This is a genomic window from Staphylococcus sp. GW823-FHT05F06 (assembly GCF_058795495.1).
This window is the reverse complement of the sequence record NZ_JBXAHW010000002.1, coordinates 163,732-187,165: the sequence shown is the minus strand read 5'-3', so window position 1 is coordinate 187,165 and position 23,434 is coordinate 163,732. Positions and strand designations below refer to the sequence as shown.

24 protein-coding genes, 1 pseudogene and 1 riboswitch are annotated in these 23,434 nt (G+C 31.5%); of the genes and pseudogenes, 3 read left to right on the top strand and 22 right to left on the bottom strand.

Annotated features, from left to right (window positions below; genetic code table 11):
- Nucleotides 1–2: 2 nt before the first annotated feature.
- The 16 genes from lpdA to AC1Q7N_RS02370 form a co-directional block, all read right to left on the bottom strand.
- Complete coding sequence (gene lpdA, locus AC1Q7N_RS02445; RefSeq protein ID WP_001830939.1) at nucleotides 3–1,424, bottom strand: dihydrolipoyl dehydrogenase; 1,422 nt, start codon at nucleotides 1,422–1,424, stop codon at nucleotides 3–5.
- A gap of 259 nt (nucleotides 1,425–1,683) precedes the next feature.
- A complete protein-coding gene (gene recN, locus AC1Q7N_RS02440) occupies nucleotides 1,684–3,360 on the bottom strand; it encodes a DNA repair protein RecN (protein WP_001830981.1) in 1,677 nt (558 codons plus the stop codon).
- A gap of 15 nt (nucleotides 3,361–3,375) precedes the next feature.
- A complete protein-coding gene (gene ahrC, locus AC1Q7N_RS02435) occupies nucleotides 3,376–3,828 on the bottom strand; it encodes a transcriptional regulator AhrC/ArgR (protein WP_002456185.1) in 453 nt (150 codons plus the stop codon).
- 314 nt (nucleotides 3,829–4,142) lie between these two features.
- Nucleotides 4,143–5,024: a polyprenyl synthetase family protein gene (locus AC1Q7N_RS02430; protein WP_002456496.1), complete on the bottom strand. Its 882-nt coding sequence runs from the start codon at nucleotides 5,022–5,024 to the stop codon at nucleotides 4,143–4,145.
- The gene (locus AC1Q7N_RS02425; protein WP_001830935.1) at nucleotides 5,002–5,232 is read right to left on the bottom strand and encodes an exodeoxyribonuclease VII small subunit; all 231 of its coding nucleotides are present in this window, start codon (nucleotides 5,230–5,232) and stop codon (nucleotides 5,002–5,004) included. The genes AC1Q7N_RS02430 and AC1Q7N_RS02425 overlap by 23 nt, the downstream gene beginning before the upstream one ends.
- Nucleotides 5,225–6,562 carry an exodeoxyribonuclease VII large subunit gene (gene xseA, locus AC1Q7N_RS02420; protein WP_001831186.1) on the bottom strand — a complete coding sequence of 446 codons (1,338 nt, stop codon included), beginning with the start codon at nucleotides 6,560–6,562 and terminating at the stop codon, nucleotides 5,225–5,227. The genes AC1Q7N_RS02425 and xseA overlap by 8 nt, the downstream gene beginning before the upstream one ends.
- Before the next feature lie 14 nt (nucleotides 6,563–6,576).
- Nucleotides 6,577–6,966, bottom strand: a complete 390-nt coding sequence (nusB, locus tag AC1Q7N_RS02415) for a transcription antitermination factor NusB (protein ID WP_001831090.1) — start codon at nucleotides 6,964–6,966, stop codon at nucleotides 6,577–6,579.
- A gap of 75 nt (nucleotides 6,967–7,041) precedes the next feature.
- Nucleotides 7,042–7,404, bottom strand: a complete 363-nt coding sequence (locus AC1Q7N_RS02410; RefSeq protein WP_002456495.1) for an Asp23/Gls24 family envelope stress response protein — start codon at nucleotides 7,402–7,404, stop codon at nucleotides 7,042–7,044.
- Between the two features lie 11 nt (nucleotides 7,405–7,415).
- Nucleotides 7,416–8,774 (bottom strand): acetyl-CoA carboxylase biotin carboxylase subunit, encoded by a 1,359-nt coding sequence (gene accC / locus AC1Q7N_RS02405; RefSeq protein ID WP_001831301.1) that lies wholly within the window; start codon nucleotides 8,772–8,774, stop codon nucleotides 7,416–7,418.
- Nucleotides 8,774–9,241 carry an acetyl-CoA carboxylase biotin carboxyl carrier protein gene (accB, locus tag AC1Q7N_RS02400; RefSeq protein WP_001831211.1) on the bottom strand — a complete coding sequence of 156 codons (468 nt, stop codon included), beginning with the start codon at nucleotides 9,239–9,241 and terminating at the stop codon, nucleotides 8,774–8,776. The genes accC and accB overlap by 1 nt, the downstream gene beginning before the upstream one ends.
- Before the next feature lie 257 nt (nucleotides 9,242–9,498).
- Complete coding sequence (locus tag AC1Q7N_RS02395) at nucleotides 9,499–10,629, bottom strand: acetylornithine transaminase (RefSeq protein WP_001831058.1); 1,131 nt, start codon at nucleotides 10,627–10,629, stop codon at nucleotides 9,499–9,501.
- On the bottom strand, nucleotides 10,629–11,366 hold the full coding sequence (argB, locus tag AC1Q7N_RS02390) for an acetylglutamate kinase (RefSeq protein WP_001830946.1): 738 nt from the start codon (nucleotides 11,364–11,366) through the stop codon (nucleotides 10,629–10,631). The genes AC1Q7N_RS02395 and argB overlap by 1 nt, the downstream gene beginning before the upstream one ends.
- Nucleotides 11,367–11,375: 9 nt before the next feature.
- The gene (argJ, locus tag AC1Q7N_RS02385; protein WP_002470619.1) at nucleotides 11,376–12,569 is read right to left on the bottom strand and encodes a bifunctional glutamate N-acetyltransferase/amino-acid acetyltransferase ArgJ; all 1,194 of its coding nucleotides are present in this window, start codon (nucleotides 12,567–12,569) and stop codon (nucleotides 11,376–11,378) included.
- A gap of 18 nt (nucleotides 12,570–12,587) precedes the next feature.
- On the bottom strand, nucleotides 12,588–13,613 hold the full coding sequence (argC, locus tag AC1Q7N_RS02380; protein ID WP_002495440.1) for an N-acetyl-gamma-glutamyl-phosphate reductase: 1,026 nt from the start codon (nucleotides 13,611–13,613) through the stop codon (nucleotides 12,588–12,590).
- Between the two features lie 149 nt (nucleotides 13,614–13,762).
- Nucleotides 13,763–14,320, bottom strand: coding sequence for an elongation factor P (gene efp / locus AC1Q7N_RS02375; protein WP_001831269.1), 558 nt, complete (start codon nucleotides 14,318–14,320; stop codon nucleotides 13,763–13,765).
- Between the two features lie 26 nt (nucleotides 14,321–14,346).
- Nucleotides 14,347–15,408: a M24 family metallopeptidase gene (locus tag AC1Q7N_RS02370; RefSeq protein ID WP_001831174.1), complete on the bottom strand. Its 1,062-nt coding sequence runs from the start codon at nucleotides 15,406–15,408 to the stop codon at nucleotides 14,347–14,349.
- Between the two features lie 102 nt (nucleotides 15,409–15,510).
- Here AC1Q7N_RS02370 and AC1Q7N_RS02365 point away from each other — a divergent pair, with 102 nt between their 5' ends.
- Entirely contained in the window at nucleotides 15,511–16,089 is a 579-nt protein-coding gene (locus AC1Q7N_RS02365) for a hypothetical protein (RefSeq protein WP_001831193.1), read from the top strand.
- A gap of 13 nt (nucleotides 16,090–16,102) precedes the next feature.
- Complete coding sequence (locus AC1Q7N_RS02360) at nucleotides 16,103–16,321, top strand: SA1362 family protein (RefSeq protein ID WP_001831076.1); 219 nt, start codon at nucleotides 16,103–16,105, stop codon at nucleotides 16,319–16,321.
- A 40-nt stretch (nucleotides 16,322–16,361) separates the two neighbouring features.
- Here AC1Q7N_RS02360 and AC1Q7N_RS02355 read toward each other — a convergent pair whose 3' ends face one another.
- The gene (locus AC1Q7N_RS02355; RefSeq protein ID WP_001830993.1) at nucleotides 16,362–17,192 is read right to left on the bottom strand and encodes a lipoate--protein ligase family protein; all 831 of its coding nucleotides are present in this window, start codon (nucleotides 17,190–17,192) and stop codon (nucleotides 16,362–16,364) included.
- A 159-nt stretch (nucleotides 17,193–17,351) separates the two neighbouring features.
- Between AC1Q7N_RS02355 and AC1Q7N_RS02350 the strand changes: the two genes are divergently transcribed.
- Nucleotides 17,352–17,738 (top strand): rhodanese-like domain-containing protein, encoded by a 387-nt coding sequence (locus AC1Q7N_RS02350; protein WP_001831303.1) that lies wholly within the window; start codon nucleotides 17,352–17,354, stop codon nucleotides 17,736–17,738.
- Nucleotides 17,739–17,836: 98 nt separating this feature from the next.
- Here AC1Q7N_RS02350 and AC1Q7N_RS02345 read toward each other — a convergent pair.
- The 5 genes and pseudogenes from AC1Q7N_RS02345 to AC1Q7N_RS02325 all read right to left on the bottom strand — a co-directional run.
- Nucleotides 17,837–18,179: pseudogene (locus AC1Q7N_RS02345) on the bottom strand (IS5/IS1182 family transposase); the annotation flags it as partial.
- Nucleotides 18,180–18,586: 407 nt separating this feature from the next.
- Nucleotides 18,587–20,095, bottom strand: coding sequence for an aminomethyl-transferring glycine dehydrogenase subunit GcvPB (gene gcvPB / locus AC1Q7N_RS02340; protein WP_001831087.1), 1,509 nt, complete (start codon nucleotides 20,093–20,095; stop codon nucleotides 18,587–18,589).
- Complete coding sequence (gcvPA, locus tag AC1Q7N_RS02335; RefSeq protein WP_002456181.1) at nucleotides 20,088–21,434, bottom strand: aminomethyl-transferring glycine dehydrogenase subunit GcvPA; 1,347 nt, start codon at nucleotides 21,432–21,434, stop codon at nucleotides 20,088–20,090. Before gcvPA ends, gcvPB begins: the two co-directional genes overlap by 8 nt.
- A 19-nt stretch (nucleotides 21,435–21,453) precedes the next feature.
- Nucleotides 21,454–22,545, bottom strand: coding sequence for a glycine cleavage system aminomethyltransferase GcvT (gene gcvT, locus AC1Q7N_RS02330; RefSeq protein WP_001831107.1), 1,092 nt, complete (start codon nucleotides 22,543–22,545; stop codon nucleotides 21,454–21,456).
- A 78-nt stretch (nucleotides 22,546–22,623) separates the two neighbouring features.
- Nucleotides 22,624–22,766: riboswitch (glycine riboswitch) on the bottom strand.
- Nucleotides 22,763–23,275: a shikimate kinase gene (locus AC1Q7N_RS02325; RefSeq protein WP_002440040.1), complete on the bottom strand. Its 513-nt coding sequence runs from the start codon at nucleotides 23,273–23,275 to the stop codon at nucleotides 22,763–22,765. Its footprint overlaps the riboswitch before it by 4 nt.
- Between the last annotated feature and the right edge of the window lie 159 nt (nucleotides 23,276–23,434).

The window sequence follows — 23,434 nt, the reverse complement described above, 5'->3', positions numbered from 1 at the left end:
AACTATACATGAATTGCTTGACCATTAGCTTTTAAACCTAATTCCATGACTACCTCGGATAATGAAGGATGTGCATGTGTTGTTAAACCAAGTTCTAAAGATGAGCCATTCATAAATTGTAACAATGAAATTTCATTTATTAATTCTGTAACATGTGGCCCTATCATATTAAGACCTATGATTTCATCGTCATCTTTGTTAACTACCATCTCGCAAAATCCTTTTGATTGGGTTACATCCTCAATTATTGCCTTTCCTATAGCTTTAAAAGGAACTTTGATACTTTTTGCTTTGATGCCTGCTTTTTTTGCTTGTTCTAAATTTTTACCAATTGAAGCAATTTCTGGGTTTGTATAAACACATTTTGGTATCAGGTCATAATTGATAGGTATAGGAGAACAATCAAACATATGTTCAACTGCAACTATAGCTTCTTTTGAACCGACGTGTGCCAATTGTAATTGCCCTATACAATCTCCTGCTGCGTATATATGTTTATCTTCAGTTTGCTGATAACCATTTGTTATAATATGACCAGCATCAGAAGTCTTAATTTGAGTGTTATTTAAACCAATATCATTTGTATTAGGCTTTCTACCAATTGCAACAAGTACTTTATCGAATTGGACGGGCTCATCTGAAATATTAATAGTTACACCCTTATCAGTTTGGTTAAAATGATCTTTGGTCAATTGAATATTTTCGTAGAATGTAACGCCTCGATTAGTTAATTCTTCTTTTAGCAATGACGCAACTTGTGTGCTCTCGGTAGGAAGAACTCTGTCATTCGCTTCGATTACTACTACATCAGCACCTAAATCATTCATCAGAGATGCAAATTCTAAACCAATAACACCTCCACCTATGATTGCTAATCTTTGTGGTAGTGTATTTAACCTTAGGATATCATCACTCGATAGTATTTGTTTATGGTCAAATTTAATGAACGGAAGAGACTGTGGTGATGACCCAGTAGCTATAAGCACATTTTTATTAGGGAGTATATCTGATTCGCCGTCTTCATATTCCACAGAAATTGTACCGCTTTGAGGAGAAAATATAGATGTTCCCATAATTCGTCCAATACCGTTATAAATATCTATATGATGATGTTTCATCAGTTGATTGACGCCTTCATGCAATTGCTTAACAATAGCATCTTTACGTTCTAAAATTTTAGGGAAATTAATTTTAAAATGATTGACATCAATTCCAAATGTATGCGCGTTTTTAATAGTATGATTGACTTCAGCCGATTTTAAAAGTGCTTTAGTAGGTATACATCCTTTATGTAAACACGTACCACCTAAGAGTGATTTTTCTACTATCGCTACTTTTTTTCCTAATTGAGAAGCTCTGATGGCGGCTACATATCCTGCCGTACCACCACCTAACACGACTAAATCGTATTGTTTTTCTGACATGGTCTAACTCCTTAAATTTATAGAAGACTAAAAATACAAATATAAATTCTGTATTTTAGTCCTCTAATGGTTTATTTAATGTTCACGCTTTTCATTAGATAAAAAGAATAAACAAGAAATGGAAATAGTTGTACCAACATTATTGATATTTCTAATTACAATCTTGTTTTCTTCAATTTAAAATAATACTTAACTATTTTACATCATTTGTAAATTTAATCAAAACCAAAATCATTATGTTTGAATTTGGTAATCATAATTAAATATTGTGATTTTGCTTAATCATTTCTTTTGCATTTTCTCTCGTGAGCTCAGTCACACTTGCTCCTGAAATCATACGTGCTATTTCATCTATTTTGTTTTCATCTTTCAATTCTTTGACTTGAGTTGTAGTTCTATCGGCATTGGATGCCTTGCTTATTAGAAGATGATGGTCACTCATTGAAGCTACCTGAGGTAAGTGTGAAATACAAATAACTTGTATATATTGAGCAATATCTCGCATTTTTTCAGCCATTTTTTGTGCTGCTTGACCAGATACACCCGAGTCAACTTCATCAAAAAGAATCGCGGTTTGGCCGCGTGATTTAACAAATATACTTTTTAGAGCAAGCATAATTCTTGAAAGTTCACCACCTGAAGCGATTTTATTAAGACTTTTAAGTGGTTCACCACGATTTGGACTAATTAAAAATTCCACAAATTCAATACCTTCAATTGTAGGTTCATCTAATGGTTTAAACGAAATTTCAAGGTTAGCATCTTTCATTTGTAAATTTTGTATTTCAGAAACAATATGGTCCCTTAACTCTCTCGCTACACGCCTACGTTCTTGAGAAAGTTTTTTTCCTATATCTATCACTTCGTTATAAAGCGTTTTAATTTCTTCCCTTAATTGTGATGTACTTTGTTCATAGTTTTCTATTTTATCAATTTCATTTGCAAGTTTACTCTGATAAGCAATAAGTTCAGTAATATCCTTACCATATTTACGTTTTAAATTATTAAGTAAATTCATTCTGGATTCATACTCATTTAAAACTTGCTCATCGAATTCAGTGTTAGCCATTTCGTCGTAAATTTCATGCTTTGCATCTTCTAGCATATAGTAAAATTGATCAATGTCCTCTTTTAATCTTACGAATTTTTCTGGAACGATATCATTAATCGTTTGCAAGTAGTTGCTTAATTCGTACAACCTATCGGGTATTGCACTTTCATCAGTTAGAACTTGATGTGCATTGTTTAAAGCTAGATTTAATTTTTCGGAGTTTTGAATTCTTTTAATATCGGATTCAAGTTGGTCCACTTCGCCTTCTTTCAGTGAAGCTTCGGTTAGTTCCTCTAATTGAAATTTCATTAAGTCTAATCGTTGTAATAAAGCCTGGTCCGCGGATTCTAATTCCTCTAATTCTTTACGTTTATTTTTATATTGGTTATAAGAAAGTTGATATTGATTAAGTAAATCTGAATACTGATTGTCTGCATAATCATCTAATAGTTGAAGATGATATTTTTGCTTAAGTAAAGATTGCGTTTCATGTTGACCATGAATATCAAGCAGTTCTTGCATCACTTTTCTTAAGTCCTGTAGAGTGACAGTTTGGTTATTAATACGACAAATACTCTTACCAGAACTGAAAATTTCTCTTTTAACTAATAAAAAATCTTCATCAACATCTATAGCTAATGATTCTAGTATATTAATTGCGTCTTTACTCTCGTCTATATCAAAGATACCTTCGATAATTGCTTTCTTTTCACCATGTCTGACGTAATCAGAAGAAGCTCTCATACCGATTAACTGTCCAATGGCATCAATAATGATAGATTTTCCTGAGCCAGTTTCACCACTCATAACTGTTAGACCGTCAGAAAAGTTTATATCAAGTTCGTCAATAATGGCAAATTGTTTTATTGATAAGGTTTGTAACATAAATTCATCGCATCCTTATAATAAATTGAAAATTCGAGTTTTGATTTCTTCACTCGCTTCTTCGTCTCGACAAATAAGTAAGCATGTATCATCACCACAAATTGTACCAAGTACCTCATCCCAATCAATTTGATCAAGTATAGCACCAATGGATTGAGCATTACCAGGAAGCGTTTTAAGAACTAGTAGATTACCAGTACCCTCAATGTTTACAAATGAATCCATTAAATATCTACCCAACTTCTCTAATGGATGATATCTACGATCATTTGGTAAACTATAAACATATTGCCCTGTAGGTGCAGGAACTTTAATTAATTGCAATTCTTTAATATCTCGTGAAACAGTAGCTTGTGTAACATTTAAATCATACTCATTCAAACGTTTAACTAGTTCATCTTGTGTTTCTATTTGTTCATTTGAAATTATCTCTCTTATTTTTATATGTCTCACTGACTTTTTTGGCACAATTAACACCTCAAATTACGAATATTTATACATTGATTTTAACACATGGAGTTCTGAACTACTACTAAACACTATTTTGAAATTGTAAAGTTAAAATATCTAACGAGCACTATATCAGTATTTATTACAAAATCATTTTCCTAATTAATAATACTAAAATAAGTGTTTAGAAATAAAAATGTGAATAATTCTTGTATATAAATTGAAGAATTAAAAAAGATTGCCTCATAGATAAGCTATGAAGACAACCTATAGATATAAATGCGTTATAACGTTAAAATAGACATTCTAAATATAGTATATTTTTTTATAAATTAATGGTCTCTGTTATAGAATAAATCTACAATATCACTTAATTCAGAAGTATCATATTGATCAGAAATTTGATTTAAGCAGTTCATAGCAAGATATTGATGATTGTTTAACTTTTCTTCTGCTCCTTCTTTTCCAAGTAAAGAAACATAAGTACTTTTATGATTTACTATATCACTGCCTACTTTTTTGCCAAGTTTTGATTCATCACCATACACATCCAGTAAATCATCTTTAATTTGAAACATCATTCCTAAATGATGACTAAATTCATCTAAATTCTTAGCAATATTTTGTTCTACTTGAGCAATGTCTACCGCAGCCATAACTGAAAAATTTAGTAAAGCGCCTGTCTTAGTTTCATGAATTGATTCTAAAGTTTCTAAACGAATTGACTTCCCTTCACTTTCCATATCAAGCGCTTGGCCACCCACCATTCCCAAATGTCCACTTGCTTTTGAAAGTCTTTTTATAATACTTACTTTCACACTATCTTCAATGGTAGTATCATTAGAAACTAATTCAAAAGCTTTTGTTAATAATGCATCACCAGCAAGAATGGCTTTCCATTCACCATAAACTTTATGATTTGTTAATTTTCCTCTACGGTAATCGTCATTATCCATTGCTGGTAAATCATCATGAATTAAAGAATAAGTATGAATCATTTCCAATGCTAAAGCACTATTTAGTCCTTGTTGATAATCTTTGTTAAGCATTTTTAGTGTTAATAATAATATGACTGGTCTGATTCTTTTACCACCAGCATTTAATGAATATTTCATACTTTCTTCTAAATTAGTTTTTAATGGTGATGATTGTATTGACTTATTCAGTGATGTATTAATTATATTTATTAATTTATTCATCTGTAGTTTCTTCATTTCCTTTATCACCAACTTCTTCTTGCATTAATTCATTCACTTTTTTCTCTGCTTCTTTTAAAGTTGAATCACAATTAGCAGATAGTTTCATACCACGTTGGTATAAATCGAGGGATTCTTCTAAAGAAACTGCTTCATTATCCAATTTTTGAACGATATTTTCAAGTTCTTTCATCATTTCTTCGAAACTTTGCTTTTCTTTACTCATCATTACACCTTACTTTCTTAACCGTTGCATCGACACTTCCGTCTTTCATTGTTAAAGATATTTGGTCGTTTTCATTCAATTTATGTGTGCTTGTAACCACTTCATTGTCTTTATTGACAATTGCGTACCCTCTAAGCATCGTATTGGTGGGGCTTAAATTATTAAGACTTTCTAATTTGTTTTTTAGCACTGTTTTTAAATTAGTAATGTTATTGGACATTATTTTGGACAATCTAGAATGCAATTGATAAATAGATTGCTTTTCCTGAGTAATCTGCTGATTTAAATTTTTAAAATTAAAACTTTGTTGAAGTAACTTGAGGTGATGTTTTGACTTTTCAACTTTAGTATTTAATAGATGATTTAATTGTCTTTCTAATTCATCTCGTTTTTGAATTTGTTGATCGTACAATAAACTCGGTTGCTTAAATTTGTAATATGATGATATGTGATTAAGTTGTTTCTTCTGATGTTCGATATATTGTTTTATATATCTTGATAATGTATATTCATACTGTTTAATTTGTTGTAATAACTCATATTGATCAGGTGTTGCTATAACAGCAGCTTGAGTAGGTGTCGCAGCTCTAACATCTGCTACAAAATCGCTCAATGTAAAATCAGTCTCATGACCTACAGCTGATATAATAGGTGTTTGACAATTAAAGATGGTTTTAACAACATCTTCTTCATTAAAGTTCCACAAATCTTCAATTGAACCACCACCACGTCCAACTATTATTGTATCAACATCTAATGAATCAGCATATTGAATCTTTTCTATTATATCTTGTCTAGCTTGCGTGCCTTGAACAAGGGTACTGATTTGAATTTGTTCGACCAAAGGGTAGCGATTGTTAATCGTACTATGTATGTCTCTAATGGCTGCACCTGTGCTCGCTGTTAAAACCGCTATTTTCTTTGGATACTTTGGTATGAGTTTTTTGTTACTTTGATCAAAATAGCCTTCTTTTTTCAATTTCTTTTTTAGTAGTTCAAGCTTTTGGTATAAATTACCAATACCATCGAGTTGCATCTTATTAACATATATTTGATAATTTCCTCGTCTTTCATAAACAGAAACGCGAGCTTCAATTAAAACCTCATCACCTTCTTTAGGCTCAAAGCCTAACTTAGAAGCATTTCCTTTAAACATCATTCCACTGATGACACTTTCTTTGTCCTTGACATTAAAATATAAATGTCCGCTTGAATGCTTTTTAAAGTTAGATAATTCTCCTTTAATAAGAACTGACTGTAGATGAGGATCTTGGTCAAATTTATATTTTATATATTTAGTTAGTGCAGAAACACTTAAATATTCAGTCATAGTTATCACTCATTTTAATCATTTATATTACTTAAAACACCATTAACAAATTTATAATGATCATCATCACTAAACTGTTTTGTGAGTTCTACAGCTTCATTAACAACTACTTTTTTAGGTGTGTCGCTGTGCAATATTTCAAAAGTTGCCATTCTTAAAATAATACGATCTGATTTCAGTAAACGATCGATAGACCAGTCTTTTAAATGGGGTTTAATTGTTTCGTCTAAAACGATTTGATGATCTTTGACTCCAGTAACTAACCAGTATATAAAATCAAAGTCTAAATCAGAATGATCATCTTTAATAAATTCAATTGCTTCTTGAATTGTTAAATCTGTCTCTTTTATTTCAAGTTGAAATAAAGTTTGAAAAGCTTGTACTCTTGCATCTTTACGACTCATATTTTACTCCTTCAAATGTATTTATAAAATTATAGGTACAACTTTCTAGTAAAGTGCACCTATAATTTAAATTATTTATTTTTCTGCGACGATACTTCTGATGTGAATATTAATTTGCTGTGGTTCAATAGCTGTCATTGTCGTAATTGAATTGAAAATTGCTTCTTGAATTTGATTTGCAGTTTTAGAAATATTTACGCCATGTTTTAAAGAACAAAATACATCAATGTATATTCCGTCTTCTTTAGCTTCGATTTTTAAATCTCTGTTTAAATTTTTTCGACTAATCTTCTCTAGATTTGTTTTTTTTAGTTCAGCAAAATGGCCTGTAATACCTTCTACTTCTGATGTCGCAATGGATGCGATAACAGATAATACTTCTGGTGCTATTTCAATTTTTCCTAAATTAGATTGAGAATAATCTGCTACATTGACCATTCTTTATCCTCCTATTGGTTATTATCGTCTATAATATTATACTTTTCTAGGAATTTTGTATTAAATTCCCCACTTCTAAAAATATGATTATTTAGAAGTCTTAAGTGGAATGGAATCGTAGTGTCGATACCTAAAACAAGATATTCACTTAAAGCACGAATGCCTGTCATAATTGATTCTTCACGTGTAGGTTCGTGAACTATAAGTTTTGCCACCATGGAGTCATAGTAAGGTGGTATCGTATAATTAGTATAACATGCTGATTCAATTCTCACTCCAAAACCGCCTGGAGCAAGATATTGGGTAATCTTGCCTGGTGATGGCATAAAGTTTTTGTAAGGATTTTCAGCATTGATTCGAAATTCAATAGCGTGACCGTTAATGGAAATATCTTCTTGTTTAAAAGGTAACGCCTCACCCATAGCAACTTTGAGTTGTAATTTTACTAAATCTACTCCTGTTACCATTTCAGTTACTGGGTGTTCAACTTGAATACGTGTATTCATTTCCATGAAATAAAATTGGTTATCATCTAAATCATATATAAATTCAATTGTACCTGCGTTTTCATAATTTACAGCTTTTGCGGCTCTAATTGCAGCATTACCCATTTCTTGGCGTTTATCTTCACTTAAAACTGGTGAGGGTGCTTCTTCAACGAGCTTTTGCATTCTTCTTTGAATTGTACAATCACGTTCACCTAAATGTATAACGTTTCCATAAGTATCGCCAATAATTTGAATCTCTATATGTCTAAAGTTTTCTATAAATTTTTCTAAGTATAAACCACCATTTCCGAACGCGGTTTCAGCTTCTTGTTGTGTCATACGGTAACCAGTTTCAAGTTCTTTCTCATCACGAGCAACCCGAATACCTTTTCCACCACCACCTGCTGTGGCTTTGATGATAACTGGATAGCCGATTTTTTTAGCTATTTTTTTAGCGTCATCTATACTTTGAATAAGTCCTTCACTTCCTGGTACTACAGGTACATTGGCTTTAATCATTTCAGCTTTAGCAATATCTTTTATTCCCATTTTCTGAATTGATTGATAGCTTGGCCCAATAAATTTTAATTGGCATGCTTCACACAATTCAGCAAAATCACCATTTTCAGCCAAAAAGCCGTATCCAGGATGAACACCATCACATCCTGTAGAAGTAGCGATAGATAAAATATTTGGTATATTTAAATAAGAATCTTTTGATAAAGTAGGACCGACGCAGTATGCTTCATCAGCAATTTGAGTATGTAGTGCATCTTTGTCACCTTCTGAGTATATAGCTACTGTTTGAATACCTAAATCGTGTGCCGCTCTTATTATTCTTACTGCGATTTCACCACGATTAGCGATTAAAATCTTTTTCATTATTTCACCTTAAATAACGGCTGGCCATACTCTACCATTTGTCCGTCTTCTACTAAAATTTCTATGATTTCACCTGTTGTTTCGGCTTGAATCTCATTAAATAATTTCATAGCTTCTAATATACAAACAGTACTTTCATTCGTAACTTTATCTCCAACTTGAACGTATGCTTCTTCATCTGGTGAAGGTGATTTATAAAATGTACCAACCATTGGTGCATTAATGGTATTGTATTCATTATCACTACTTTGTTCATCTTTAGAGCTATGTGATGGCTTTTGTTGTGTTTCATTATGCGTATGATTTATCGGTTGAGTTGGTTGTTGAGTAACTTGCGGTGTAACTATTTCAGTCTCTTTTTCTTTTTTTAAATTAACTACGCTACCTTTATTATCTTCAATATTTATTTCAGTTAAACTAGATTGATCAAGAATTTCGATTAATTCTTTTATTTCTTTAAAGTTCATTTCTTACTGACTCCTTAGGTTTGTTTTCATCTACCCATCTATTTTACTTGAGTAAAAGATTCAATTCAAGCATGTTCATTAAACATCAAAACGTCGGTATTTATTTAAATATTTTAGAGATTGACTAAAAGCATAAAAAAGACACTCGTTTCGTTTTATTTTTTGTATTTTAACGAAACGGTGTTTTAAAAGTTACTTTGCTGAATTGTACACTCTGTATATCAACTCGATATTTTAGATAAGTTACCATTTATAAATCAAATGATTTCAGTTAATATTTCTATACCTTTTTCTAATTGTTTTTTAGTGATGGTCAATGGCGGTAATAACCTAATCACATTTTTACCAGCTGTTAAAATGATTAACCCCATACGTTTAGCTTCTCGCACTACTTGACTAGGATCATTAGTGACCTCTATTCCTACCATTAAACCTACACCACGTACTTCAATTACATTTCTTTTATTTACTAAACTTTTTCTTAAGTTTTCAATAAGAAATTGCCCCTTTGATTGAACATCATTCAGCAAATCAGCATCATTAATGATAGAAAGCGTTTGGTTTGCAGCAGCCAATGATAATCTATTTCCACCGAATGTTGTACCATGAGAACCGTAGCCAAATGCATGACCTAAATTTTTTTTGCCTAACATTGCTCCAATAGGAAGGCCATTACCTAATCCTTTAGCTAATGTGATGATATCTGGAGACAATTGATAATGTTCATGAGCATATAACTTACCGGTTCTACCTATGCCCGTTTGAACCTCGTCTACAATTATAAGGATATCTTTTTGTTTACAATACTCATTTAATTGCTTCATAAATAAAGAATCAGCAGGTAGTACTCCTGATTCACCTTGAATTATTTCTATAATTACAGCAGCAGTATTATTTGAAGTTAATGATTTAAATGAATTAAAATCATTAAAAATAGCAAATTTGAATCCAGGAACAACCGGACCAAATTGATCTGTAATTTTCTTCTGTCCTGTTGCAGACATTGCGCCGTACGTTCTGCCGTGAAAAGACTTTTTAAAAGCAATAATTTCCGACTTACCAGTAGCTTTACGTGCGAGTTTGATAGCTGCCTCATTCGCTTCTGTTCCGCTATTACAAAAGAAAGCTAAATAATCTCGTTGACCAATTAATTTTTGAGCCACTTCCTCTTGGATACTACTTAGGTATAAATTGGGTGAATGCCATATTAAATTCAGTTGATTATAAACTGCTTGGTAAATTTCCATATTAAAACCCAGATTTGTCACACCTATACCTGACGAAAAATCTAGGTAGACATTATTATCTTTATCAATTAATTCATTTTGATTAGCATCAACAAACTCTATATTGTCACGCTTGTAATTATTAAAAAGATAACTCATCATTAATCACCCCTTATGATTGTTCCTTTTTGTAAATTATTTGCAATTAAAATCGATTCAACACCAGATTCTAATGTTTGGATTGCACTCTCAATTTTAGGTATCATTCCGCCTGTAATTATTTTATTTTCAATTTTTGTTTTTGCTTCATTAATTGTAAGAGTAGCAAGCGTTTTATCTTTTTCAATTACACCAGGGACATCAGTCATATATACTAATTTTTCGACTTTTAGTTTCTTAGCAATTGCGGTGGCGAGATGATCAGCATTAACATTAAGATACTCCCCTTGCTCATTTACACCCAAACTAGTGATAATTGGTATTATGTCGCGTGATAACATTTTTTCTAATAGCATCGTGTTGATTTCTTTAACTTTACCAACGTAACCATAGATATTTTTATTTAAAAATTCGGCGCTTACAAGTTCTTTTATCTTTTCTTTAAATTGAAAAAATTCTAAATTAGATTCTTTAAGTCTTTCTAAAAGTTGATGGCCAACTATGTTAATTAAAGCATCATATATGATAGGTAAATCATTTTTAGCAGTTACTCTCATGCCATCAATTTTAATAGTTGAATGATTGTTTTTAGTTAATAAATTACTGATGACTTGGCCGCCACCGTGAACAATAATTATTTTTTTGTTTTCAAGGTGCCAAGCATTAATTTGTTGTATAAATGCGTCGTTTAAATTTTCTATAGCTATACCACCGAGCTTAATTACGATGATGTTTTTCATATGTTCCTCCTAAGTGGTGTATAGTGCGTTGATTTTAACGTAGTCATACGATAAATCACATCCCCATGCTTGACCTTCACAATTCCCTTGATGAAGGTCAAGCTGAATTGATATTTCTTCAGCACTCATTATTTCTTGAATTTCTTCTTTATCGTACTTTACTGGTGAGGATCTTATTAATACAGGTATCCTACCTATAAAAATGTCTACCTGATTAATATCAAAATATGTTTTAGCATAACCTGCAGCAGCAATAATTCTACCCCAATTAGGATCTTCGCCAAAAATTGCGGTTTTTACTAAACTTGAACCCACCACACTTTTAGCAATCATTCTTGCAGCACTAGATTCTTTTGCACCTTTAACCGTGACTTCTATTAATTTAGAAGCACCTTCGCCATCCCTTGCAATACTTTTTGCTAAATCGGTCATAATATATAGAAGCATCTGCTTAAATTTATAGTAGTCTTCGCTGTCTTTTTTAATTTCGTTATTATTTGTACATCCATTTGACATCACAAGCACCATATCATTTGTTGAAGTGTCACCATCTACAGTGATTTGATTGAATGTAACTTCAACCACATCTTTTAAAGCCTGTTGTAATGTTTGTGATGAGATGTTAGCGTCACAGGTTATAAATGCTAGCATTGTAGCCAAATTAGGATGTATCATTCCTGACCCTTTTGCTACACCTGCCATCGTTACTGTATCGCTACCAAATTCTTCGTTTACAACGCATGTTTTTGTATGAGTATCCGTTGTTAATATCGCTTTTGCAAAGTCATCAGCATTACCGTTTTTAACTAGTTTGGAAAAGCCATTCTTTAGAATAGACATTGGCATCACCTTTCCAATAACACCAGTAGATGCGACACCAACATATTCTTGTTGAATTTGTAATTTATTTGCGGCCAGTTGTTGCATTTTAAAAGCATCTTTTTCCCCTTGTTTACCAGTACAAGAATTAGCAACACCTGAATTAACAACAATAGCTTGCATTTTACCACTTTTTTCGATGCTGTTTTTTGTTAATTTTAATGGTGCAGCAATGACCTTATTAGTTGTAAATACACCAGCTACATTTGCAGGTACTTCTGAAACAATCCAACCAAAGTCTAATTTTTTCTTTTTAAAGCCAGCGTGCAGACCATCAGCTGAAAATCCAAGAGGACTTGCAATATTTCCCTTAATTATATTCATAATTTAGTCCCCCCTATATTAGATATATAAAGGCGCCAAAATTAAACCATCAGTTTCGTCGTAATTAAACATCAGATTCATGTTTTGAATTGCTTGTCCGGCGGCACCTTTAATTAAATTATCAATAACTGATGAAATTGTTAAAACACCCGTGGTTTCGTTATAAACAAAACCAATATCAGTGTAATTTGTTCCTATTACTTCATTTAACTGTGGTAATCCATCTTTAATTCTTATGAAAGGCTTATTTTTATATACATCCTTGTAGGTAGATTCTATTTGATTTATTTTAACTCCGTTTTCAAGCCGTGTGTATATAGTTGCAACAATACCTCTATTAACCGGAATAAGCGATGTCGAAAACTGAATATTCTGTAAACTTTTGTTAAAAAACTGCAACGTTTGTACAATTTCAGGAATATGTTGATGTTTATTAAGTTTATACGTCACATAATTATTGTTTACATTTACGTAATGCGATGACTGATTTAATTTTTTACCAGCTCCAGTAAGACCACTTTTAGCATCAACAATTATAGAATCAACACGGATTAAATGATTGCTGATTAAGGGATATAGCGCTAATTCAGTTGCAGTTGCATAACAACCAGGGTTAGCAATAAATCTATTGCGATGACTAATATTCATTACTTCTGAGAGACCATATGTAAAACGCTTTTGTATATCAACAGTACACGGTGATTTTTTATACCATTTGAGATAAACATCTGGAGATAAACGATGGTCACCTGATAAGTCTATAACAGGAAAATTATTTTTAACGAAATTTTTGGATAAATCTTTTGCAACGCCACTCGGAGTAGCAAAAAATACCAAATCTGAATGTGTCATAATAAATTCACTGTCGAAAACCTGAATTTCTTTATCAAAAATACCTTTCAAATGAGGGAATATATCAGAAATTTGCACTCCCACTTCTTTTGTAGCATGAATCGATGAAACTGTTACATGAGGGTGATTAAGTGCTAATCTTAACAATTCTAGTCCTGTATAGCCTGTGATACCTACTATAGAAATATGCATATATACACTCCTTATTGTATTATTATGTAATTATATACATATTTATTAATAATTACAATACTATATTATGTAATTTTACATTTTGAAAACAAAAACTCCAAAGTATAACATCTAATTGATGTATACTCTGGAGTTTAGTTAATTAGTGTTTATCCTCTAGAAATGTAACTTCCATCACTAGTATTTATCACTAGTGTGTCACCTTCATTTACAAATAAAGGTACATTTAGAGTATAACCTGTTTCAACAGTCGCAGATTTTGTTGCGCCAGTGGCAGTATCACCTTTGATTCCAGGTTCAGTTTCAGTAACTTCAAGTTCTACAGTTTTTGGTAATTCAACACCAATAACTTCACTTTCATAAGATTGAACTTGAACTTCCATATTCGCTTTTAAGTAATTTAATTCATCTTTTAAGTAGTCACCAGGTAATTCGATTTGATCAAATGTCTCGTTATCCATGAATACATGGTTATCGCCATCAGCATATAAATATTGCATACGACGATTCTCGATCATTGCTTGCTCAACTTTTTCGCCAGCTCTGAAAGTTTTTTCTTGAATAGCACCTGTTCTTAAATTACGTAATTTAGAACGAACAAAAGCTGAACCTTTTCCTGGTTTGACATGTTGGAAATCAATAACTTTCCAGATTCCGTTATCAACAGAAATCGTTAAACCTGTTTTAAAATCATTTACTGAAATCATTCAGTCTCCTCCTCAATTATACGCGCTTACTCTAAAATAATAAGGTCTTTTGAGCATTTAGTAAAGACATGACATCCATTTTCTGTAATAAGAATGTCATCTTCTATTCTAACGCCACCCAATCCCTCAATGTATATGCCTGGTTCTATAGTAACACAGTTATTTATTTTTAATTCATCTGAACTATTTTGAGATAATAGTGGACCTTCATGAATATCAAGGCCGATACCATGACCAAGTGAATGGCCAAACTGCTCACCATAGTTGTGAGATGAAATATACTCTCTAGATATAGCATCTGCTTCTTTTGCAGTCATACCTGGTTTGATTTGTTCAATAGCTTTCTTTTGAGAAGTTAGAACTATATTAAATATTTCTTTGAGTTTTGGATCCGGTTCTCCTATTGCAAACGTGCGCGTAATATCTGAACAATATCCTCTATAGTATGCACCAAAATCTAATGTAATCATATCACCCTTTTCAATACGCTTATCACTTGCAACACCATGCGGTAACGCACCTCGGTAACCTGAAGCCACTATTGTGTCGAATGAAGGGCCATCTGCGCCTAATTCTAACATCTTACTTTCTAATTTAGCTTTAATTTCTCGTTCTGTCATTCCGATACTTACTTGAGTGAGGATATATTCATATGTTTGATCTACTATCTTAGCCGCTTTTTGAATGAGCTGAATTTCTTCCTTATTTTTAATTTCTCTAATCTTATCAATTTCATTAGATATGCTTATTAAAGTAATTAATCCTTTATTAAGTTCAACATAAGTATCATAACTGATTAAATGACCTTCAAAACCAATATTTGATAAATTTTCTCTTTCTAATATGGATTTAATTTCAGAAATCAAACTTGATTTTCGATTTATAATTTCAAAATCCTGTGCCTGTTCTGTAGCTTGGTCTATATATCTAAAATCAGTAATAAGATATTGTTTTTTAGGTGTTATGATTAGTGCACCACTTGTACCAGTAAAATCTGAAAGATAACGTCTATTATAATCTGATAATACTATGATTGCATCTAAGTGCTTATGTTCAATGATATCTAGAACTTTTCTTAATTTATTCATTTTTTCCCTCCTACGTTTACATTTGTACATTTTTATTTTATACATTAAAATGATAGCATAACTAGTAATAATAATAATAGTTTTTGGTTTAGGGAGAAGACAATGAAAAAGTTAATATTAATAGTTGGTGCGAGCAGTTTGCTTATGGGTTGTGGAAGTCAGAACTTAGCTCCTTTAGAAGATAAAACGACTGAGTTACGTGATGATAATCATCAATTAAAACTTGATATTCAAGAACTTAATCAAGAAATTGGCGAACATAAATCTAAAATAGCCGCCCTTAAACAAGATAAAGAAAATACTAAAGAGGCTTCATCTAATAAGTTAAAAATAAAAAATTTAAAAGCATCATCTGATTATTACGACTCTATTGCAAAAACCATTAAAGATTATAGAGATATTGAATCAAAAGTTAATAAAAATAATAATAAAGTAGCGATTCAAAGAAAATTAGATGACATTTTAAATGATATTGACGGTACTTTCATTAAATATAAAGAATCTGTAGACTCTGAATCACAATCTGAAGAAGATAAGAAAAAAGAAAAAGAAATACGTCAACTTAATAAAGACTTATCTTCAGCATTCAATACAATAAAAAAAGGATATGAAACGAAAGATAATAAAAAAATAGAAAAAGGTCAAAAAAAACTTGCAACAATAAATACAAATTTAAATTAATAGGAGTTTTGAGATGCGCAAATTCATCTTTTATTTAATATTAGCGATAGCTGCATTTGGTTTAATGATGAATCTTGATGAGTTTTTATTTTCGATTATGAAAGCCATTATTAGTTTTGCAATTATAGCTTTAATTATTTATATTATATACTATTTCTTCTTTTTAACAGAAGATCAAAGAAAGTATAAAAAAGCACTTCGTAAATATAAAAGACAAAAAAGAAAGCAATAAGGCGATATCAAATGATGTCGCCTTATTGCTCTCTTCATAATTATTTACGGTACATCCATGCTTCAGAGCGGTATTTATCTTCGAGTTCTTGTACTTCCTCTAATTGTTTTTCCGTTAATTCTAGAGGTTTAAAATCTATATTCAGTCCTTTTTTAAAACCTGCCTCAAAGGCGTTCTCCATTTCATTTAATGTAATATGTTGATTTGAAATGTCATTAATAGCTACAGCTTTTTGAACAAAATTTTCTTTCATTTTTGCTTTTAGTCGTTCATTTTTAAATTTAAACATATCAAATAAATCATCGATATCTATATCTTGTAAAATTGAACCATGTTGAAGAATGACACCTTTTTGTCTGGTTTGAGCGCTACCTGCAATTTTTCTGCCTTCTACTACAAGCTCATACCAACTAGGTGCATCAAAACATACTGAACTTCGTGGTTGCTTTAATTTGTCTCGTTCTTCTTTAGAACGGGGGATAGCGAAATAAGTTTCAAAACCTAAATTTTTAAAACCTTCTAATAATCCTTGTGAAATAATTTTATAAGCTTCAGTTACAGTTGAAGGCATATTTGGATGAGACTCAGGAACAATAACGCTATATGTTAATTCTTTATCGTGTAACACGCCTCTACCACCCGTTTGACGTCTTACTAAGCCATAGCCCTTTTCTTTTACTTTATCAATATCAATTTCTTTTTGGAGACGCTGAAAGTAGCCTATTGAGAGTGTTGCAGGATTCCAAGTATAAAATCTTATAACTGGATCGATTTCTCCACGCGATACAAAATTTAGTAACGCTTCGTCCATTGCCATATTATAATAAGGATTTTTGCTTCCAGTATTTATAAAATTCCATATTTCAGTCATAATCATACCCCTATCGAAATATTAAAATTAAAACTATTATGTATCTCTTTGTATATTTAGATTATGTGATATAAACATAATCTAACTCGAAAAAATATTTTGATAAATTGTACTAACAGTCTTATAATTATAATATCGGTAAATTAGGGAGGATGCAAGATGAGTATCTCTTTGTACATTGCAATTGGTATTATTGTTATTATCATTGCATATATGATTATCCAACAAATTCTTAATAAGCGAGCTGTAAATGAATTAGACCAAAATGAATTCCATAAAGGTTTAAGAAAAGCTCAAGTTATTGATGTGAGGGAAAAAGTGGATTATGATTATGGACATATTAATGGTGCACGTAATATTCCTATCACAGTATTTAAGCAACGATATCAAGGACTAAGAAATGACCAACCTATTTATTTATGTGATGCTAATGGTATAGCAAGTTATCGTGCTGCACGTATATTAAGAAAAAATGGATATAAAAATATTTACATGCTTAAAGGCGGTTACAAAAAATGGACAGGTAAAATAAAATCTAAAAAGTAATTTTACGAAATGATGTCTTTAAGTTATTAAACTCTTTGAAAGGATTATGTTAATAGATGCTTTCAAAGAGTTTTTTTAGATGATGATATATAAACCTTTCAAAGAAGAAGCTGGGACATAAAGTTCCAAGATAAGTTAATAAAGACAATTTCTATTGAAAAAATATAGAAATTGTCTTTTTATAATTTTTTTGATTATTTTTAGCTCGTTGAACTGTTACTTTTCTTATATTAAGTGCCATTAGTACAAATTCTAGTTCTCTTTTGGCTTTATTTATCTCTCGAACGGACATTCGAGTGAAACTCAAAATAGACTTCACAAATCCAAAAAAGCTTCCAGACCAAATTTTCTTTGACTGTAGATGGTTTTTGCTTTTTGTTCTGAAAGTTTTATTAATTTGGGTTTTATAAAATATTTCCATTTAAAATTCTTCATTATTTTTTAAACATTTCAATGTAAAATTACATATCAACAAAAATATTTTGGCGAGACTCTTGAGAGAACAGGATAGCTGAAGACTACAGGCTGAAGCTACCTCCTAAGAATGCGAGTCAACAATACGAAGTATTGTAAATAAAGAAGCCAGTAATTATGTCCCTGCTTTTTCTTTATTTATATAACTTTCATATTGAACGACTCGTCATCAAAAGTTACCGTTTCAGCCTGTATTTTGGATTCGCGCACCTTTCACAGAAATATCGTAAAAACACTACGTATTAACATATAATCTTATTTTTAAATGTTTTAAAAAAGATATTTTTTATTTAGTAAAAGATTAGTATAAGTTAACTTTTGATTATTGTTACTTTTAGAAGTTTTAGCTAGTATATAGATTTCTAATTAGCGATTTAATTATCTTCAGAATCAATATTTGTGTGTTCTTTATACTTTTCGTCCTTAAGTTCTTCAAATTTAAGAATTGGTTTTCGTGCTGCAGTGGTCTCATCTAATCGATCAATTATAGTCGTATGTGGTGCTTCTAAAACTTTATCTGGATCATTTTTTGTTTCGTCAGCGATTTGAATCATCGCATCAATAAAGTAATCAAGTGTTTCTTTAGATTCAGTTTCTGTTGGCTCAATCATCATTCCTTCTTCGACATTGAGAGGAAAATATATTGTAGGTGGATGCACACCAAAATCTAACAGTCGCTTAGCCATATCTAATGTTCTGACACCATATTGTTTTTGTAAAGTTCCACTTAATACAAATTCATGTTTACAATATTGATTGAACGGAATTTCAAAGTGATTTTTAAGGCGAGATTTTATATAATTCGCATTAAGAACGGCAGCTTCAGATACTTCTTTTAAACCATTGGCTCCCATTGATCTGATATAAGTATATGCTCTTAAATAAATGCCGAAATTTCCATAAAACGGTTTTACTCGTCCAATTGAATTTGGAATATCATTATCATATTTATACCTATCGTTATCTTTTATAACCATAGGCTTAGGTAGATAACTGGCTAATTTCTCTACTACTCCAACTGGTCCTGATCCTGGTCCACCACCGCCATGAGGACCAGTGAATGTTTTGTGCAAATTAAGATGTACCGCATCAAAGCCCATATCACCAGGACGTACTTTATCTAAAATAGCATTTAAATTTGCTCCATCGTAATATAATAAACCTCCTGCTTCATGAACGATTTTCCCTATTTCAATAATATCCTGTTCAAATATACCTAATGTATTTGGATTAGTTAACATGATTGCAGCTGTATTATCGTTTACTACTCTTTTTAAATCTTCTATGTCAACTTCCCCACGTTGATTAGATTTTACAGTTACTGATTTAAATCCAGCAAATGAGGCAGAAGCAGGATTAGTACCATGTGCTGAATCAGGCACTATTACTTCATCACGATGGCTTTGTCCATTTTTTTCATGATAAGCTTTGAAAATCATTAAAGCAGTCCACTCACCATGTGCACCTGCAGCAGGTTGTAGGGTAACTTCATCCATACCAGTAATTTCCTTCAATTCTTCTTGTAAACTATATATAATTTCAAGAGAACCTTGAACGTGTTCTTCTTCTTGTAAAGGATGAGATTCACTAAAACCAGAAATACGCGCTACCTTTTCATTGATTTTAGGATTATATTTCATCGTACAAGAACCTAATGGGTAAAATCCAGTATCTACCCCGAAATTTTTATTTGATAGTTCGGTATAATGTCTAACTAAATCTAATTCTGAAACCTCGGGAAATTCAGCCTTATGTTTACGAATATACTTATCATCTAAGAGTGAAGCAATACTGATATTCTCAATGTCATTTTGTGGTAATGAATACGCATATCTATCTTTTTTGGATCTTTCAAATATTAAAGGACTTGATTTACTAATCATTTAACTCACCTGCTTTCGTAACGAAATCATCGATTTCATCTTTAGATCTTAACTCTGTAACTGCTACTAACATATGGTTTTTAAAATCATCAGATACTTCACCTAAGTCAAAACCACCAATATATCCATATTCTGCTAATTTAAGATTAATATTTTTTATTGGTTGATTAAATTTGACTACAAATTCATTAAAAGATTGTGCTTTTAGTACCTCAAAACCATGTTCTTCAAACTTATTTTTGGCATAATTGGCATTTTTAAGATTTTGAACTGCAATTTCATAAATACCTTGTTTACCTAAAGCTGACATTGCTATTGAAGATGCAAGTGCATTTAAAGCTTGATTTGAACAAATATTAGAAGTTGCTTTATCACGGCGGATATGTTGTTCTCTAGCTTGTAACGTGAGAACAAATCCACGATTACCTTCGTCATCTTGAGTTTGCCCAACTAATCGACCAGGTACTTTTCTCATTAATTTCTTTGTTGTAGCAAAGTATCCACAATGCGGACCCCCAAATTGTGTAGGAATACCAAAAGGCTGTGTATCTCCCACTACTATGTCTGCCCCGAATGTACCTGGGGGTGTTAGTAATCCTAAAGAAAGTGGATTGGCATATACGATAAATAAAGCTTTTTTATCCTTTATATAGTTATTAATTTGTTCTAAATCTTCAATAGAACCATAAAAATTGGGATATTGGACAGCGACAGCTGCTGTGTTGTCATCGATAAGTTGTTCTAATTTCTCTAAATCAGTAATAGTACCTTTAAGATCAACTTCAATTATTTCAAATTCATCACGAGTTTTGGCGTATGTGTGTAGAATTTGTAAAGCTTGATAATGTAGTCCACTTGAAACTACAATTTTATTTTTTTTCGTATGACTTAGTGCCAATATACATGCTTCAGCAAAACTAGTCATACCATCATACATAGAAGAATTTGCTACATCCATATCTGTTAATTCACAAATGAGTGTTTGAAATTCAAAAATTGCTTGTAACTCACCTTGAGAAATTTCAGGTTGATAAGGTGTATATGCGGTGTAGAATTCAGATCTTGAAATCATTGCATCGACAACAGCTGGAGTATAATGATCATAAACGCCCGCACCTAGAAATGTTGCATGTGTTTCTTTAGTTGTATTTTTAGCTGCGAGACGATTTAACCTTCTAAGTAATATCGTCTCCGCTTCGCTTTCGGCAATATTTAAATTTCTTTTTAATAAAATATCTGTAGGTATATCATCAAATAATTCGGAAATAGATTTTGCCCCAATACTATTTAGCATTTCATTTTTATCTTGTTCTGTTAATGGTATATAACGATGACTCAATATTTACACCCCTTTATATTTATTTCTCAATTTGATTTTTTTTAACTATTTTTGCCTCAACTTGACGCTTACGTATTTGCACAATTACTTTTTTGCCCATTTCAAATGCATCTCTATCTATTATTGCAAGTGCTATAGATTTACCAGAAGATGGGGATTGTGTTCCTGATGTAACGAAACCAATTTCATTACTATTTTCATCTAGTACGTCATAACCTGTTCTAGCAATGCCTTTACCTAATAGTTCAAGACCTACTGTTCTACGCTCGGAACCATTTTCTTTTTGAGCTTTGAGTACGGATTTGCCAATAAAATGATTTTCAATTAACGGTTTAGCAGCGAAGGCTATCCCTCCTTCATAAGGAGTAATTGATTCAGATAAATCTTGACCATGTAAAGGTAATCCTGCTTCAAGTCTTAGCGTATCACGAGCACCTAAACCGCATGGTGTAACATCGTATTCTAATAATTGCTCCCATATATCCTTAGTATCTTCTTGCTTACAGTAAATTTCAAAGCCATCTTCTCCAGTATAACCAGACTGCGAAAGAATAATAGATTTACCAAAGATTTGTACGTTCTGTTTGAATTCAAACATTGCCATATGGCTTACATCTATATCCACTAATTCATTTATTAATGCTCTTGAATGAGGACCTTGAATAGCTAATTGGCCGTATTTGTCTGAAGTATTGCTCACATCTACAGTAAAATTAGAGCTATGTTTCTTAATCCATTGATAATCTTTATTGGTATTGGCTGCATTTACAATAAGCAAGTAGTGGTTTTCATTAAGTTTATATGTAACTAAATCATCAATGATGCCCCCCTCATCATTACATAACGCACTATACATTGCTTTATCATTTGTTAGAAGATTTGTATCATTAGAAAGGATGTATTGTATGAATTGTTCTGCATCTTTACCACTAATTTCTATCTCTCCCATATGACTTACATCAAAAAGACCAACATTATATCTAACTGCATTATGTTCTTCTTTGATACTTGAGAATTGAACAGGCATTGCCCATCCTCCGAACTCAACAATTTTAGCACCACTATCAACGTAATTTTGATATAAAGGTGTTTTTTTCAAATCTGTTGTCATACGTGTACCCCCAATTAATAATTTTTAAAAAACAGGATAGCATAAAGCTACCCTGTTTTAATACACATTTCAGGAATGCGTTACAGTATTATCCTTTTGCCTGAGAGTTTCGTTATTTCACTTGCACCTTCGGCGATAGAGAGTCAAAATTGTAATAGACTAAAAACGTTTAACTTATAATGATTCAAGTTTTGATCTCTATTCTCTCTAATACTGATCAATCGCTTAATAATTTTGTTTTAATTAAAGTGCAAATTTCAGAAACACTCTGTGCACTATCAACTTTCATGAATGCGATTTCATTATATCTTGAAAGTCTTGAAGAATACAAGGCATCAAGTTGGTTAAGATTTTTACTTTTAGCATTGGGTCTATGTGAATCATTTTTAACTCGTTTGAAAATGATTTCAATGTCACAGTCTAGCCAAACTACATGCTTTTGATTTTTTAAGAGCTTTAATGAATTCGTATCTTCTATAATACCTCCTCCAGTTGAAATAATATCGAAAGTATTGAGACAAGATTTTAGGTATCTAGTCTCCAATGATCTAAATCCTTTTTCTCCGATATCATTAAATATATTAGGTATAGATTTACATTCATTTACTTCAATAAAATTATCTAAATCCACATAACTTAAATTATATAAATCTGAAAGATATTTTCCAACAGTAGTTTTACCAGTTCCCATGAAACCAACTAAAATAATAGGCACTTGAATACTCTTCAAATTAATCTACCTCTTTTAACTTATTAACGATAACTTTATTGTAGTAAACATCTAAGTTATGTATTGTCTTTAATTTTAAACTATATTGAGAGATATAAAAAGATATAATTGATAAATAAATTGAAAAAATTACTATTAAATATAAACTAATGAACGCTT